The sequence below is a fragment of the Wenzhouxiangella sp. XN79A genome (genome assembly GCF_012272825.1).
Classification (GTDB): Bacteria; Pseudomonadota; Gammaproteobacteria; order Xanthomonadales; family Wenzhouxiangellaceae.
Genome location: NZ_JAAWWS010000132.1, coordinates 18,178 through 34,801, shown reverse-complemented (window position 1 = coordinate 34,801; position 16,624 = coordinate 18,178). Strand labels below are relative to the sequence as shown.

The window sequence follows — 16,624 nt, the reverse complement described above, 5'->3', positions numbered from 1 at the left end:
CGGTGCTGCATATCGCGCTCCATTTCGTCGTTCCGCTGCTGGCGGCGCTGGCGTTCCAGCGCCCGCGCTGGCGCAGTGCCTGGTTGATCCTGGTCGCCACCATGGTCGTGGACGGCGATCACCTGCTGGCCACCCCGATCTACGATCCCGAGCGCTGCTCGATCGGCTTTCATCCGCTGCACACGCTGCCGGCGATCGTCGTGTATGCGGGCCTGTTCCTGCTCCCGTTGATGTTCGGGCGTGAGCCGGACCGACGGGCGCTTCGACCCAACGCTCGCATCGTTCACCTGGTCGGGCTCGGGCTGCTGATCCACATGGCGCTGGACGGGATCGACTGTCTCGGGATGTGAAGGTCCGGAGGGCGATCTGCGCGCGAGCGCGCGCCGCGGAACCGGGCCGGGTCGCTGCGGCCGGGCTGCGAAACCCGGACCGCACTCACGAAGATTCGTTAGCCTGATGGGTTCTCTTGAACCGATGGGTTCCAGTCATGGTTACCGTCTTCTCCGAATCTCGTGCACCGTTCCGGCATGCGATCGCGTCGCTGCTGATGCTCACGCTGCTGACGGCCTGCGGCTCGCGCCAGGTCCAGGATTCGCTGGCCGGCTCGACCGCCCAGCGGCTGGTCAGCTACGCCATCGATGAGCTGGCCCAGGCCTTGCCGGAGGAGGGCTTCGCCGATCTCGCCGGGCAGCGGGTCCGGATCGATTCGCACTTCGTCGGCGACGAGGCGCTTCGGAACTACGCCGACGAGCGGCTGGCGATGGAGCTGGCCACGCGCTTCGATGCCCGGGTGGTCGGGGATGCCTCGGCCGAGCGGGTACTCACCGTGTTCTACACCTCGCTCGGCACCGACCGCGACCGTCGCGGGTTCTATCTCCCGCTGGGCTTCGTGCCGGGCGTGGACGAGTCGGCGGAGATCGATCTGCTGACGCTGGAGCAGTTCCACGGCATCGCCGAGCTGTACTACTACCTCGGCGAGGAGCGCCTCGAAGAACCGCTGCAGGCCCGCATCCGGACCGACTCGCTGGGCCTGCCGATCATCACCATCCCGCTGACGACGCTGCCCTGAGGGACCTCTGGCCAGGCCCTGCAGGGAACCTGTCCCGGTCGGCCTTCCGCATGCCCCGACAGGCCTGTTCGTCCACCGGGCGCTGGACGGCATGGGCGGCCGGAGTCGATGGTCCGGGCGAGAGACCGACCGGCGCTCGTTGTATTCCGGCGTCGTCGATGCCTATACTCACTTCACGGTTGGCGTTCGGAAACGTGAGGTCGGTCGGCTCAAGGGGGCTCGGGCCGGACGACTGCGGATTCCCTGGCCTCGGTTCCGTGCCGTGACGGCACGTTCGGATTGTCTACCCCGGGCTCCTCGCTCGAGGGAGCAAGCGCACCTGACGGCGGGTGCTGGAACGACTCGAAGCTCGAACGCGCAGGCGCGCGCAGGGTGATCGAGTGGATCGACATCGAACTGTGCAGAGGTCGCTCGACCGGCGCAGTCCCCGAAACGAACACCTGACAGGGAGTACCGATATGCACTGGAGTTTCACCGACGAAACCAGTTCCGTGACCGTCAACCTCGCCGAGGACAGCAGCACCGGCAAGGTCTGGGGAACGGTTGAGACCGGCGGCATCACCTACTCGGTCCATGGCCTGTGGGAAGCCGAGAACGGCGGCAACATCAGCGCCAGGAAGGTCTCGGCGCTGCATCTCGCCGGCCGCACCCCCGGCGAGCCGGGGCCGGCCGATTTCATTGCGGTTTCCGGACATATCGCCGGCACCGCGCCCAGCATGACGGGGATCGACCTGGTGGTCAGCGTTGCTTCCGGTTCCAGCGCAACACTGGGCCAGCACACGGCGAACCTGACCCAGTCGGTCACGGCCGAATCGCCGCCGGCAACCACCCCGCCGTCCGGCGGTCCACCGGGGACGGCGTGGCAGTTCTCCAGCCTGGACGGCAAAGCGATGTTGGACGTCCTGGTGGGGTCGGACGGCGTGATCGCCGGAAACCTGACGATCGACGGGAAGACCTTCATCGGTCATGGGTAGTTGAGCGGCGTGGCCTTCCAGATGCTCGCCGAGCGTGAAGTGGAGACCGGCGCCGACGACCTGCTCGGCGCGGTCGGGGTCATCAGCGGGTCCTGGCAGCGGCCGGACCAGGTCCAGATCTCCGGAAGCGCGGCTTCGATTTCGAACGACCACAACACGGCCTTCAACGAAACGCTGCTGCCGATGTTCCTGCAGAACATCGATCTGCTGAACGCCGCCTATGCCGAGTCCTACGTGGTCATCCGGATTCCGCACGGCGAGGACGGCCAGGTGCAGGGCTGGATCGGACCCACCGACGCCAACGGCAACGTCGGTCCGTTCGGACATGCCGACTACCAGACTGCCGGAACCGCACTGACTGCAGCGCAGCTGGCGGACATCATGAAGCCCGACCCGGACCATCCCGGGACGAACGACATCCGGATTCCGCCGTTCGAAAGCACAGCCGGAATCCGGCCGGTGATGGTCCAGTTCATCGGCGAGGCGGGCCACTTCCCGCAGCCGCCGCTGGAAGAAGCGCACGAGCAGATCGGCCAGTTGTTCTACGACGACGGCGTCGGCGCCCTGGTGCTGCAGTTTTCCGATCAGCCGGCGGGCCCGAAGAGCACCGTGATCAATTTCAACAGCAAGCGCGGCCGAAACCACAACTCGGTGATCATCGAGCCGCGCTGAGCCGTCGATCTCCAGCCACGATCTCTCCGTTCTTCGCCCGGCCCCGGCCGGGCGATTTTCGTTCTACCGGCGCGGCAGGTCCCGGTTGGACCACTGGTTTCGGGCATCCGCAACCAACGGGCATGAATCTGCAACCGCCGGCCATTCCGCTGCGAGGGCCTGCCCGCGACGATGACGGCATCGATCGTCCCGGAGCCCGGCCATGCGCCCGAGCCACGCCCTGAACCTCGTCGTGAACCGACGCTCGCTCCTGCGGTTCCTTGTGTTGTCGGTCCTGGCGCTCGGCGTCCTCGCCGGTCCGGCGCTCGGCCGCAGCGAGGTCCGGCCCGGACCGACCGCTGGACCGACCGTTGGGCCGATCGTTGGGCCGATCGTTGGGCCCATCCATGAACCCATCGTCGAGCCGCTGGTCGAGGTGCCGAACCAGGCCGTCTTCGTCGACCTGATGGGCGAGGGCGCGAAGAGCGGTCGGTCGGCCGAGGGCGAGGCGATCTTCCGGGCCGATTCGGTCGAGGCCCTGCCGACCCGCAACGGTCGGCTCCGGATCGGCTCGGATCCTGTCGTTCTCGAAATGGCCGGCCCCAGCGCATCGGTCGTGCTGCGCGTCGACGCCGAGCGGATCGATGCCGTCGTCTCCATGACCGCCTACCGCGGCGAACACGCGCTGGGCTCGGCGCTGTTCTCGCTGGACGATGCCACGCGCTCGGGTCGGGTGCGCGCGGTCGACGGCGTGATCGGACTGCGCGCCCGTGAACCCTTCGACCGGGTCGAGCTGCGCCTGGCGCATGCACCCCAGGGCAGGTCCGGGTTCACGCTGGACGCGGCCTGGGCGGAACCGGCATCGGCCAAGGCCACTCGGGGCGGCACCGGAAACGACTTCGCGATTCTCTGCCAGACGCCGCTGGGGATCGCGCACAACGCGGCCTTCGGCGCGTCGCTGGTCCCCGGTGCCGGCGTGCTGGCCCAGGGCACGGCCTATGCCACCAACCTGGCGCTGAAGTGGTGCCTGACGTTCATCGAGCCGCCGCCCGACCGGGTCATCCGGGTTCCGGCCGGCGTCTGCGAGGCCACGTTCGAGCAGCCGCACATGGCCTCGACCTACGAGAACGTGCTCGGGGTCAGCCTCGGCTACAACAGCAACTGGGGCGAGCTGGGCTCGCCGACGGCGTTTCACCACAACACCGAGGTCGATGTCGCCCTGCTGTACAACACCTCGACCCCCGCGGTCTCGCCCAGCCTGGACCTGGGCTTCTGGGCCGAGACCGGGTCGTTCGAAGCCACTGACCGGATCTACGAGGACTGCCGCGACGACGGATCGGTGCGGTTCAGCCAGCTCGACGGTACCGGGCCGATGTACGAGTGTCCGTACGCGGAAGGCCGCGAGCTGTCGTTCCCGATCGGTGAGCGACTGCTGCGCTGGCGGGTCAATGCGCGGATGTCGGCGCTGGACCTGTTCGCGCCGCTGATCCCGGGCATACCGCCGGGCGCCAAGGGGCAGCCGTGGAAGGGTCTGCTGATCAACGTGATCCGGGAATCGATCCTGATCGCCAACGACACGGTGTTCTTCTCCGGCTGGCGGATCGACAACCATCGCGACGTGTTCCAGCTGATCCGTGTCTACGACGAGATCCCGCCGACGGTCACGCCGCAGCCGTTCTCCGACGCGCGGGTCACCGCCGTGCTGGTCGGTGCGCCGCCGAACCAGACCATCGAGGTGACGATCGAGGCCGACGAGGCCGGCGGCGTGTCGCGGCTGCGTTACGAGCCGCTGCTGCGCTCGATGTACGCGCTGGCCGATGCCTGCGGCCGGCGCGTGTCGTTCTCGGCCAGCTATCCGGACGAGGCCTTGCGGAGTTTCTGGCCGGTCAGCACGACGGCGCAGTCGAACGCGTTCGACATTACGTGGACGGCTCGCGATCCGGGCCCGAACCTGGCGCTGCAGCGAAATGAAGTCACGACCACGATGCGGGTCGAGGTGGTCGATACCCGGCCGCCGGTGATCGTGCCGCCGGACGATATCGTCGAAGTCGATACCGGTTCGGTCAGCGCGCTGGGCCAGCCGCTGGTGTTCGATTTCGTCGATTTGAACCCGACCGTGGTCAACGACGCGGTGCTGCCGATCGGCTTCGGTCTGAGCTTCGTGAACTGGACCGTCACCGACGCCTCGGGCAACAGCGACAGCGCAACGCAGATCGTCAACGTCAAGGCCTCGAACCTGGCGCCGAGCCCGATCGCACAGACCGGGGCCAACCGCGTCGAGGCCGTCTCGTTCGAGCCGACCCCGATCCGGCTGCAGGCCAGCGACCCGGACGGTGATCCGCTCCGGTTCCATATCGACGAAGCGCCGACCGATGGCTTCTTCATCGCTCCGCTGTATCCGTACTTCGTCGAGGACTTCCGCGTCGAGCAGAGCCTGACCGATGACGAGGTCCTGGCCATCTGTACCAATGGTGATGGCGACGATCGCAACTTTCACCTCGATTTCCCGTCCCAGCCGCGTTACCTCGACAGCCTCGACGACGGCCGGACCTACGTGGTCGATCGCGGCTACATCGACTGCAGCGGCGGAGCGCCGGCCACCTTCCAGCGGGACGCGCGGCTCGCGATCTTCGACAACGCGGGCGACCTGCTGGCAGCGGTCGACGCGCGCGACGACCTCGAAGACGTGGTCCTCGACCCCAATCAGCAGCGCCTGTTCCTGACCTCGCACGGCAGCGGCGGCCAGTCATTGATGCAGGTCCGTGACCTCGATCTGAATCTTCTCGTCAGCTATCGCCTTGCCAACCTGCGCGACCGGAACGGGGTCCCCGTCACGCTGCAGCAGCCCGGTGGCGGCTCGACCCTCAATTGGGCCGACAGCGGCGCGATCGATGCCAACAACCTGCTCTACGTGATGAGCGATTACGCGGTGATCCACGTGCTGGACGGCACGCTGCCGCCGGAGTTCGATTGCTCGGTCAACTGCACGACCACCCCTGCCTACCTCGGCGCCCTGAACGACGACGGTCTCGGCTCCGGAAGTTCGGCCTCGGCGCTGCAGATCGATCCGGACGGCCGCGTCGTCGCCGGTCGCTACAGCCGCTTGTACCGCTATTCCCCGTCCTATATCGCCGACGACGGACTGGCCTATCCAGGAATGCTGGAGGGCTGGTTGGGCCGCTGTGACATCGACCTGGCTCCGGGCGACCAGGCGGTCTGCGACGTCGGCAACCATCGGAGCCTGGGTTTCTCGTGCACGGACGACACCTGCGCCGTGGACGAAGCTTTTCAGGCGGGCGAGCAGGCGATCTGCGGCGCGGTAAGCATCAACGGTTGGCCGAGCTGGGGCTGCCGTCCGGGCCAGCTCCGTGGCTCCCCCGCGCTCGACATCGATAAGCGCGGCACGATCTACGTTGCCGACGTGGGCAACAGCCGGATCCAGCGTTTCTCGCCCGACGGATTCTTCGCCGGCGAGGCGCGCTCGACCTGCGACGGCAGTTGTTTCGTGCTCGGCGACTTCGGTACGCCGAACAACGTGACGGTCAACTCCAGCCGGTTCTACGTGCTGGACCGGGATACCAACCTGCTGCACATCTCGCTGGTGACGCCGTTCATCGAGGTCGGGCCGGACTATGCCGATCTCGAGTACCAGTCCGACAACGACTTTGCCTGCGACAACCCCGACGACTGCATCGACGGTTTCTCGTTCAAGGTCAGCGACGGCGTGCGCGATCCTGCCACCGGACGACCGATCCGCTCGGCGCCGGCCGCGGTCGAGATCGGCGTGGTGCGCAACTTCCGTCCGCCGTTCGCCACACCGGGGATTGCCGTGGTGCTCGAGGAGGATACGCCGGCGGCGATCACGCTGGACGGCAGCGATCCGGATCCGCTCGATACGCTGAGCTTCTCGGTCGCCACGCTGCCCCGACACGGGTCCGTGCAGATTTCGGGCAACCAGGCCACCTATAACCCGGATCCGGACTTCTTCGGCGAAGATGAGTTCACTTTCGTCGCCGATGACGGCGTGTTCGCGTCCAGCGCCGAAGCCATCTCGGTGACCGTGGCCGAAGTCAACGACGCGGCCGAGGTCCGGGTACCGGATCCAGCCACGGTCGGCGTCGGCTTCGTCTACCGACTGAATGGGGAATTCGTCGATCCCGATCCCGATGAGCAGCACCGGCTGACCGTCGACTGGGGCGATGGCACGGTCGAATCCGAGACCGCGACCGACGGCGGTGGCCCGGAAGTCGGCCAGTCCGGTAGCGGCGTCGGCACCATCACGGGTGAGCACATCTACTCGGCGCCGGGCACCTACACCGTTGAACTCTGCCTCGACGACCGGGTGACCGGCGACGACGGCAGCGAAACCACCACCTCCGACTCGCTGACCGGCTGCGGCAGCTTCCCGGTCACCGCGATCGACGGCCTGGACCTGGTCATGTCGGCGCTGCCGTCGACCGAGCGGGCGCTGCCGAACCAGCTCGTCAGCATCCTGTTCCGCGCACTGAACGAGCCCCCGGCCGCCGGACCGCCGACCACCGCGACCGGCGTCGAACTGCTCGTCGACCTGCCCGAAGGCCTGGCACCCGGATCGATCACGGTCTCCGGCGCGGGCTGCGTGCTGGACGGTCTGCAGGTGACCTGCGACGTCGGCACGCTGAATCCGGGCTTCCCCGGCAGTGTCGAGATCACCGCCCGGATCGACGGCTCGGCCGTACCGGGCACGCTGTTGCCGTTCACCGCGCGCGCCTCGGCCAACGAGACCGACGTCCATCCCGACAACGAGGTCTCGCACGTGATCAGCGTTGTGCCGCCGGCCGACCTCTACGTCGACGCGCTCGCCGATGCCTTCCTCGACAAGTCCGACACCGATCCCGGCGACGGCCTCTGCCGGAGCGAGGACGGCGTGTGCACGCTGCGCGCGGCGATCGAGGAAGCCAACGCCCAGCCCGGCTTGCGGGTGGTGTCGATCGGTACCGGGGTCTATACGCTGGACGCAGGGACCTCGATCGAGGTCACGGACGACCTGGTGCTGGTCGGCACCGGGGCGGCCAACAGCATCATCGACGGCAGCGACGGTGGGACCGCGTTGAGCGTTGGCGACGTCGACGTGACCCTGCGCATCGAAAACCTGACCGTGTCGCGCGGCCGCGTGAGGGCGTGGCCGGGCGACCTGGTCGTGCGCCGGTCCCGGTTCACCGGCGGTGTGGCCGACGGCTTCGTCGGCGGCGCGATCATCGCCAACAACGGGATCGATATCCGCGACACGGTGTTCGACAACAATCGCGCGGTCAGCGGCGGGGCGGTCTGGGCGCAGGGCTCGAGTTCCGGCATCTTCGAGAACGTGACCATTACCGGCAACCAGGGCGGCGGGCTGTATCTCGGGGGATCCGACTACACGCTGAACCACGTCACGATCACCGGCAACTCCGGCGATACCGGCTCGGCCAGCGGCGTCACCGGCGGTGCGCTGACGGTCCGGAACGGAGCGCAGGTCACGATCACCGGCTCGGTGCTGGCCGGCAACTACCGTCCACCGGGCGCGCTGGCCGTGCCGATCAACTGTGCCGTCGAAGCGCCGGGGCAGCTCATCTCCGGTGGCGACAACCTGTTCGGCGACCCGACCGGCTGCGGATCGACTCCGACGGCGGCCGACCTCGTGATCGCCGATCGTGATGCCGATCTGCAGCCGATCCGCTTCGCCGGTGCCGCACTGCCGTTCATCGCGCCGCGCGAGGACAGTCCGGCGATCGACGCCATGCTCGGGCCGAACTGTCCGCCGACGGACGCGATCGGCACCGGGCGCCCGGTCGACGGCGACAACGACGGCTTTGCCGACTGCGACATCGGTGCGCTCGAGTTCGTGCCCGAGCTGGCGCCGCCGGCGCTGTCGCTGTCGGCTGCCGCGCTGAGCTTCGGCGACGTGGAGCCCGGCAACACGTCGAGCCCCCAGGCCATCGTGGTGACCAACACCGGCGAGATCGTGCTGACCATCGGCGCCATCGCGGTTTCGGGATCGGCCGCAGCGGATTTCGAGATCACCGGCGACAGCTGCAGCGGCCAGGCCATCGCGCCGACCGGCAGCTGTACGCTCGACCTGCGTTTCGCGCCCGACATCGCCGGCATCAAGACCGCCCGGCTGCAGCTGCCGTCGAACGACCCCGAGGGCACGAAGTCGGTGGCCCTGCGCGGCACCAGCGGCGTGCTGTTCGCCGACGGGTTCGAGGACTGAACGGTCGGATCCGCGCGCGGCCGGATCGAGATCTGAATCGAGGCGACGAGGCCGCCGCGCGGGTTCAGCGCAGCGAAAGGGTCGCGAAGCGGTTCCGGCCCGAACCGCCGTTGGAACCGGCGTCGTAGACGAAGCCGTAGACCCGCTCGCCGTCGGCCGCTTCGATGATCGAGCCGCGAACCCACTGGACGTCGGCATCGGTGACCACGACACGCGGCTCGGTCCAGTCGCCGCTCGAGCGGGCACTGTGGAACAGGCGGCCGGTCCCGTCTTCGATGAACAGCAGATGGACGGTATCGCCGTCGGCAACGGCATCCGCGCCGACCTGGTCGGAGTCGACCGCGCTCTGGACGACGATCCGGTCGGACACGTTCACCGGATCGCTCCACCGGCCACCGGCATCGACGCGACGTTCGCGCAGCCGGCCGTCGGCGCTGCGCCAGATCAGGCTGAGTGCCTCCGGCTCGGGCAGAGCAACGAGCGGCAGGATCGCACCGACGTCCTGCTCGCCGGTGGCCAGGTCGGCGGCGAACCGGACCGGCTTGCCGATCGCGTCGTCGGCCCCGATCCGGCGATACCGGGCGCTGCCGTCGCTGGCGGTGTAGGCCAGGTGGGCGATGCCGTTGGCGCCGAGAAGCAGACTGGGCCCGGAGAGAGTCGCGCCGGACGGTTCAGCGATCGTGTGCGGTTCGGACCACGCCCCGTCGGGCCGGCGGACGGCCACGCGGAGTTCCTCGCCAGCGCCGTAGACGGCGAGAATCCGCCCGTCGGGCCGCACGGCGAGATCGGCCACCTGGGTCGGCGGTTCCGGCGGGGCGTCGACCCGTTCGTCGCGGACGGCCCAGCGATCCGGCTGCTCGGGGTGATCGGCGGTGTCGAACGCGTGGTAGAGGACCGCCTCGGAGGTCTGGTGCAGCATGTGGATCCGGCTGCCCACCCGGACCGAGGCGAAGCCTTCCAGGTCGCCGGTCTGCGGCCGGTTCGGGCCGTCGACCTCGCGCCAGCTTCGGCCGTGGTCGCTCGATTTCACGACCATCATCCGGTTCCAGGTTTCCGAGGGTTCCAGCACGAAATACAGCTCGCCGTTGCCGGCCTGCCAGGGGCCGAGCCGCATCGGGGTTTCCACGAAGGTGCCCCCCAGATGGCCGTCCGGTACCCGCACGCGCACCGAAGCGGTGACCTCGGCCGGAACCGGCTCGCCCTGTTCGTCGACCAGCCGGTAGTCGAACCGATCTCCATGCTCGTTCAGCGCGGCTTCGTCGGCAAAGCGCCGGATCACCAGCGGGAACGACCACTCGCCGTGTCCGCCATCGGCGTCCCAGGCCGGCGTGCGCTCGGCGAAGCTGATCCCGGCGCCGCCGGTGAACGGCTGGCCGGAGCCGGGCAGCAGATCGTTCGTCGAGTCACCGTGGCGAAACCCGTCGGCGCGAAGGATGCTGGTGCGCGGCGATGCGGCGTCGGTTTCCAGCGTCAGCGGTCCGAGCTCGGCAGCCCGCCCGGCCGGCACGTACACGCCGAGACGCGGCCTCGTCGGCCGCTCCAGCGCGTGCTGCAGCACCTCTGCGTCATCGAGTTCGACGACCAGATCGCGGCCGTCGATGAGGAGCTTGAGCTCCTGCCAGGACCCCGGATCCAGTACCGCAGCGCGCTCGGTCAGCACGATGTCCTCGCCGGCCTGGCGCCGCACCACGCGCAGTCGGTCGGGCGTCAGCAGTTCGACGCGCGTGGAGCCACCTTCGACGTCGCGATCGAAGACCACCGCAGCGCCGGCCATTTCGGCGTCGGGAAGTCGGAATTCAGCGGCGATCTCGGTCGGCGTCCAGTGGATGTCGTACTGCGCCCAGGCCAGAACCCCCTCGGGGCCGGCGTCGATGCGCCAGTACGCGGCCGCCTCATCGGTCGTGATCGAAATCGCCTCGGCCGAACCGCGCTCGATGCGCAAGGATTCCCGGGCCGGGTCTGCGGTCAGTTCCTCGAACTTGTACGGATAGGGGAAATCCTCGGCCGTCACCGCCTGCCATGGTCCGCCGTTGCGGCGCGATTCCAGGCGGTACCGGCGCGTCCCGGCATCGTCGCCGGCCGCGACCTCGAACCGCAGCCGGAACGGACGGTCGACGGTCACTTCGGCCACCTGATCGAGGCCTGCGGCCCAGCCGCCATCCTTGTTCAGCCCGGCCGTTGCGTCCGCGCGGACGCGAAAGGCGGTCTGCCGGTCGCTGTCGACGGCCGCCGGGGCTTCGGCAGGCGGCGGATCCGCTTGCTGCTCGGCGCAGCCCGACAGCGAAAGCGCGATCAGTCCGGTCAGCGCGACACCGGCACGCCGCGGGGTCCTGCGCTGTGAAGCGAACGCCGGCATGGAGTCAGGCCTCGATGAAGAACGGGCCGCGGAGCTCGTAGATGCGGCCGTCGCTGTGGTCGCCCGCCCAGCCGTTCTGCGAGCTGAAGTAGAGCCGTTCGCCGTCGGGGCTGAAGGCCGGTCCGCAGATCTCGGACTCCCGCTGGCCGATCACGTTGACCAGCTCGAACGGCCGGACATCCGGGCCGACCACGACCAGCCGCATCTCGCTGCCGTCCTCGGCCACCAGAATGTCGCCGCCGGCCGAGACGGTCAGGTTGTCGACATCGTCGATGCCCGGGTTGAAGGCCCGGTCGCTGTGCTTGTCGTAGACCAGGTCGAGCGTGTTGCGCCGGGTGTCCAGCGCCCATACGCGGTTGTCGCCCTTGGTCGTGAAGTAGACCATGCCGTCATGCCACCAGCAGCCCTCGCCGCCGTCGAAGGCCTCGGCCTCGGGCACCTGGTGGCGCGTCGGCACATCGACGCCCATGCCGTTGCCGGCATGCAGCCGGGGCGTGGGGTTCGGAACTTCGCGCCACTCGACCGGACGGGTGGCCTGCGGATCGTCGCCGGTCACCACCGCCACTTCCAGTCGGCCGGAGCGAAGGTCCGCGCGCCCGCCGGCCGGATAGCGATCGGGCACGAAGCGGTAGAAATTTCCGTCGGGAACGTCTTCGGTGAGGTAGATGTGGCGGTGGACCGGGTCGACCGCCGCGGCCTCGTGCTTGAACACGCCGAGCGCCGGCGCGGGCACGGCCAGCTGCTGGCCGCTCGGATCGCATTCGTAGACCAGCCCCTCGTCGATCTCTTCGCAGGTCAGCCAGGTGCCCCAGGGCGTCGGCCCGCCGGCGCAGTTGTTGGTGGTGCCGGTGCAGATGGGGTAGGCGTCGACCACCTCACCGTCGGCGTCGAACCGAAGCGCGCCCACGCCGCCCTGGCGCCAGCCGCTGACCTCGGCGTTGGACACGTACACCCAACCGCCGTCGTCCATCGCGAAGGTCGCGCCGCCGTCCGGGTCGGCGTGCCAGACATAGTCCGAGGTCGGTACCGGTCGTTCGCCGGTGCGCGCGACCTGGCGCACCGTGAACCCGCGCGGAACCAGCATCCGGGTCTGCGGATCGTTCGCGACCGGCACTTCGTGAAGTGTTCCGGCCAGGTTCGGAATGTTGCTGACCCGAGGTCTCATGCCCAGTGGAACCGCGGCTCGCGGCGAGCCCTGCGTCGTGGTGCCCCACAGGCCGGGGCCGACGGCGAGCACGCCGGCGGCGAACAGGCCGTCGCGAAGCAGGCGGCGGCGGTGCGGATCGGCGGGGAGCGCGGTACGGAATCGTTTCATGACGGTTCGATGCGGTGATGAAGGGTGTCGGCGGCTCGATCCCCGTGATCCTGCGCCATCGATGCGCGAGTCGGCAGACGTCGATGGGCGGCGAAGAGCGATCGGGCGGTGCAGGCAATCATTGCACGATCAGGGTGCGATGAAGGGATGACACCCGGATGACGAACTGCAGGAATGGCCGCTGCAATGTTTCCGTCACGGTCAGGTCACCGACAGGAAACACGCGCGCCCTAGCGTGGAGCCGATCCCGACTCCTGCAGGCAGACCCATGCATTCGATCCGTGTACTTGTTGCCCTGACGGCAGCGCTCCTGATTCCTCTGGCCGTACAGGCACAACCGGCTACCGGCACACTCACCGGAACGGTGGTCAATTCCGACCAAAGCGTCCGCTTCGAGGGTGCCACGGTCGAGATCGTCGGCACCGACCGGCGGACCTCGACCAACCGCGATGGCCGATTCCGGTTCTCGTTGCTCCCGGCGGGCGACTATGAACTCCGCGTCGAATACGTCGGCGCCGCGGCCGAGACGATGCGGGTCGCCGTCGAGGCGGGAGAAACCACCGATGTCGCGGTGCTGCTGGCCGTCGAGCTCGACCCGGTCATGGTCATCGGGCAGCGGGCAATCCAGAGCGCGTCGCTGTCGCGCGAGCGTTCGGCCGTCAACAACATCAACGTGATCACCGCCGATGCGATCGGCCAGTTTCCGGACAACAACGTGGCCGAAGCGCTGCAGCGCGTGTCGGGATTGTCGCTGCAGCGCGACCAGGGCGAAGGGCGCTTCATCACCATCCGCGGCGCCAATGCCAACTTCAATACCACCACGATCAACGGCCTGCGGATTCCCGGCCCGGAAGACGACAGCCGGGCGGTCAACCTCGACGTGCTGTCGGCCGACCTGGTCGAAAGCGTCGAGGTCTCGAAATCCCTGACGCCCGACCAGGATGCCGACGCCGTGGGCGGCAACATCGAAATCAGTACGCTCAGCGCCTTCGATCTCGGCAACTCCATCCGCTTCAATGTCGAAGGCAGCTACAACGGCAAGGCCGATGAAGTCGGCCCGCGTCTCGGCGTGACCGGCACCCGTCTGTTCAGCGTCGGCGACGGCGTCGACAACCTGGCCGTGTCGGGCTCGTTGACCTATTTCGATCGCCGCTTCGAGGTCGACAACGTCGAGGCCGGTGACTGGCCGGAGTTCGAGGCGCCGTCGGGACAGATCCTGCGCGTGCCCGAGGCCGCCGAGCAGCGCGACTATCGCCTGAGTCGGGAGCGCACCGGTGCGGTGCTGAACTTCGACTACCGCCCGACGGCGTTTTCCGAGTACTACCTGCGCACGCTCTACAGCGAGTTCGCCGACAACGAAATCGAACTGGAGCACGAGTACATCTTCGAAGACGCCACGCCGATCGAGATTACCGAGAACGGGGGCTTGTTCAGCGACGGTGAGGTCGAGCGACGCGGCAAGGAAACCACCGCCACCCGCGAGATCCTGGCGATCAGCGCGGGCGGCAGCAACATCTTCGATGCCTGGGAGCTGGAGTACCAGGCCGGCTACGCCGAAGCCAGCACCTCGGAACCGTTCTCGCTGGGCACGGCGCTGATCGCCGAAGGCCTGGACATCGGCTACGACTTCACCGGCAGCGAAGGCCGCCGGGCCCCGAACCTGTTCGGCACCGACCTGGCCGCGCTCGACGACCCGAGCGCCTACGAGCTGGACCTGGTGGAGCTGGAAAGCGACCGGGTCGAAGAAGACGAGATCTCGCTGCGGCTCGATCTCGGTCGCGACCTGTTCTGGGGCAACAACCCGGGGCGCATCCAGTTCGGCGCCAAGGCGCGCTTCCGGGAAAAGTCCAACGACGCCAACAACAGCAACTTCGTCGACTTCGACGCCGACTACACGCTGGCCGACCTGGCCGGCACCGGCCAGCGCGATTACTCGCTGGGTCGGTTCGGGCCGTGGATCGACACCCGCCGCCTGCGCGAGTTCTTCGCCGCCAACGGATCGAACTTCGGTATCGACCCGGCCGACTTCCTGCTCGACAGCGAGGGCGAGGACTACAGCCTGGAAGAAGACATCTACGCCGCCTACGTCATGGCCGAAGCGACCCTGGGCCGGCTGGACCTGCTCGGCGGCCTGCGCGTCGAGACCACCGATATCGAGCAGGACGGCTTCCGTGCGGTGGTCGACGAGGACTTCAATGATGGTGATCCGGTCATCGAACCGTTCTCCGGCGAGAACGACTACACCGACTTGTTCCCGAACCTGCAGGCGCGCTTCAACCTCTCCGACAACCTGCAGCTGCGCGGCTCGTTCACCCGTACGATGACCCGCCCCGGCTTCGAAGACGCCGGCGCCCGCCAGGTCGTCGAGATCGAGGGCGGCGAGCGGGTCGCCGAAGTCGGCAACCCGGACCTCGACCCGTTCTATTCGAACAACTTCGACCTCGAGCTCAGCTACTACGCCGGCGAAGTCCTCGGCGCGGCGTCGATCGGCGTGTTCTACAAGGACATCACCGACTTCTTCGTGCGAACGGACGTGGCGGGCGAGGGCATCTTCGCGGACTTCGACGAAGTCGAGTCGGTCATCAACGGCGGCGACGCCGAGCTGTTCGGGATCGAGTTGAGCTACGTGCAGGAGTTCAGTTTCCTGCCCGGGCCGTGGGACGGCCTGCTGCTGATCGCCAACTACACCTACGTCGACTCCGAGGCCGACCTGCCCGGCCGCGATTCCTCGATCCGGTTGCCGTTCCAGTCCGACCACATTGCCAATGTCGCGCTGGGCTACGACAAGGCCGGCCTGTCGATGCGCCTGGCCCTGAACCATCGCGGCGAGTATCTCGACTCGATCAACGATCCCGAAGATCCGAGCCAGGACGAGATCGTGCGGGAAGAAACCCGACTGGACTTCACCTCCGAGTACCAGATCACCGAAAACATCGCGGCCCTGCTGAGCGTCCAGAACATCACCGACGAGCCGTACTACGCGTTCTATGGCGACGAGCGCTTCGCCCGGCAGTTCGACGAATTCGGCCGGACCTGGGAGTTCGGCCTGCGCCTGCGGTTCTGATCGCGCCGGAACGGGAAATCGACCGCCCCGCTGCGCCGCCGGCGCAGCGGGGCGTCTGGCAGGCCCGGCCCCGATCGGTCGCCCGGATCGACGTCGAATCGGGCGACCGGACCGGCCGACGGGTTTCCGATCTCGACGGTTCGGTTAGATTTGCGATGCAGTTCAAGAACCACAATGGGATTTTCGACGCAAGGGGCTCTCCAATGCTTCACCACGCATCATCCCTCGTCGCCCGATCAGGGCTGGCGCTGTTCATCCTCATGCTGGCCGGCCATGCCGTCGCCCAGGCATCCGCCAATCTCGTCGTCAACGGTTCGTTCGAGAACCGGACCAGCCCGCCGCCCCCGACGAGCGGCTTTTCGTCCGGTGTGCCCGATGACTGGGTCGACCTGCTCGGGGGGAACACCTACCTGGTCCACGAAAGCCATCCAACGGTGCCCGGAAACGCGGCGATCGACGGCGAAATCATCGTCGGCGGGGGGGCAATATCTTGCTCAGCCAGATCATCACCACGACCGGGTCCGGTCCGCTCGAAGTGAGCTGGTGGGCGAACAACGAACTCACGGATCCGCGGCCGGGCACGAATGTCTATCAGACAGCGGTCCAGTTCAACGACCTCGACGGCAATTTTCTCGCCTGGTCGGAGTTTCGTGACGGTTTCGATCCCGACGCGCTGACCTGGGCGCAGCAGTCCTACACCACGACGATCGACTTCGCTCCGGGCAGCTATGAAGTCGTGTTTTTCATCGGCGGACTGATGAGTGCGGACGATCTGGTGGTCAGCCAGGGCATGCGGTCCGTGCCGGTGCCGACGCTGTCGCCCGTTTCCCTCGTCCTGCTGGTGTTGGGGCTGGGGCTGGTTGCGGCCGTTGTGGTCCGTCGGCGCGCGACCCGCGCGGCAGGGTAGCGACACGCCCCTCGCGTCCTGGAGCGTGCGCCATTCCGACCTGCGGATCGATCGCG

The 16,624-nt window shown here is 67.9% G+C and carries 10 protein-coding genes; 8 read left to right on the top strand and 2 right to left on the bottom strand.

The features are described 5' to 3' along the window. Positions 1-2 precede the first annotated feature (2 nt). The 5 genes from HFP89_RS03165 to HFP89_RS03145 all read left to right on the top strand — a co-directional run bounded on the left by HFP89_RS03165 (position 3) and on the right by HFP89_RS03145 (position 8,926). Complete coding sequence (locus HFP89_RS03165; RefSeq protein ID WP_346775179.1) at positions 3-350, top strand: DUF6122 family protein; 348 nt, start codon at positions 3-5, stop codon at positions 348-350. A gap of 137 nt (positions 351-487) precedes the next feature. Next, positions 488-1,069, top strand: coding sequence for a hypothetical protein (locus HFP89_RS03160; RefSeq protein WP_168716194.1), 582 nt, complete (start codon positions 488-490; stop codon positions 1,067-1,069). Positions 1,070-1,527: 458 nt separating this feature from the next. Then, a complete protein-coding gene (locus HFP89_RS03155; protein WP_168716193.1) occupies positions 1,528-2,043 on the top strand; it encodes a hypothetical protein in 516 nt (171 codons plus the stop codon). Next, positions 2,044-2,715 (top strand): hypothetical protein, encoded by a 672-nt coding sequence (locus HFP89_RS03150; protein WP_168716192.1) that lies wholly within the window; start codon positions 2,044-2,046, stop codon positions 2,713-2,715. 202 nt (positions 2,716-2,917) lie between these two features. Then, the gene (locus HFP89_RS03145; protein ID WP_168716191.1) at positions 2,918-8,926 is read left to right on the top strand and encodes a choice-of-anchor D domain-containing protein; all 6,009 of its coding nucleotides are present in this window, start codon (positions 2,918-2,920) and stop codon (positions 8,924-8,926) included. 64 nt (positions 8,927-8,990) lie between these two features. On the opposite strand, the gene HFP89_RS03140 is transcribed toward HFP89_RS03145, so the two are convergent. Then, positions 8,991-11,282 (bottom strand): hypothetical protein, encoded by a 2,292-nt coding sequence (locus HFP89_RS03140; RefSeq protein ID WP_168716190.1) that lies wholly within the window; start codon positions 11,280-11,282, stop codon positions 8,991-8,993. A gap of 4 nt (positions 11,283-11,286) precedes the next feature. Continuing rightward, entirely contained in the window at positions 11,287-12,597 is a 1,311-nt protein-coding gene (locus HFP89_RS03135) for an alkaline phosphatase PhoX (RefSeq protein ID WP_168716214.1), read from the bottom strand. 268 nt (positions 12,598-12,865) lie between these two features. Here HFP89_RS03135 and HFP89_RS03130 point away from each other — a divergent pair, with 268 nt between their 5' ends. The 3 genes from HFP89_RS03130 to HFP89_RS03120 all read left to right on the top strand — a co-directional run bounded on the left by HFP89_RS03130 (position 12,866) and on the right by HFP89_RS03120 (position 16,568). Next, positions 12,866-15,661, top strand: coding sequence for a TonB-dependent receptor (locus tag HFP89_RS03130; protein ID WP_168716189.1), 2,796 nt, complete (start codon positions 12,866-12,868; stop codon positions 15,659-15,661). Between the two features lie 155 nt (positions 15,662-15,816). Continuing rightward, positions 15,817-16,200: a hypothetical protein gene (locus HFP89_RS03125; protein ID WP_168716188.1), complete on the top strand. Its 384-nt coding sequence runs from the start codon at positions 15,817-15,819 to the stop codon at positions 16,198-16,200. Further along, positions 16,152-16,568 (top strand): IPTL-CTERM sorting domain-containing protein, encoded by a 417-nt coding sequence (locus HFP89_RS03120; protein WP_168716187.1) that lies wholly within the window; start codon positions 16,152-16,154, stop codon positions 16,566-16,568. Before HFP89_RS03125 ends, HFP89_RS03120 begins: the two co-directional genes overlap by 49 nt. The last annotated feature ends 56 nt before the right edge of the window (positions 16,569-16,624 follow it).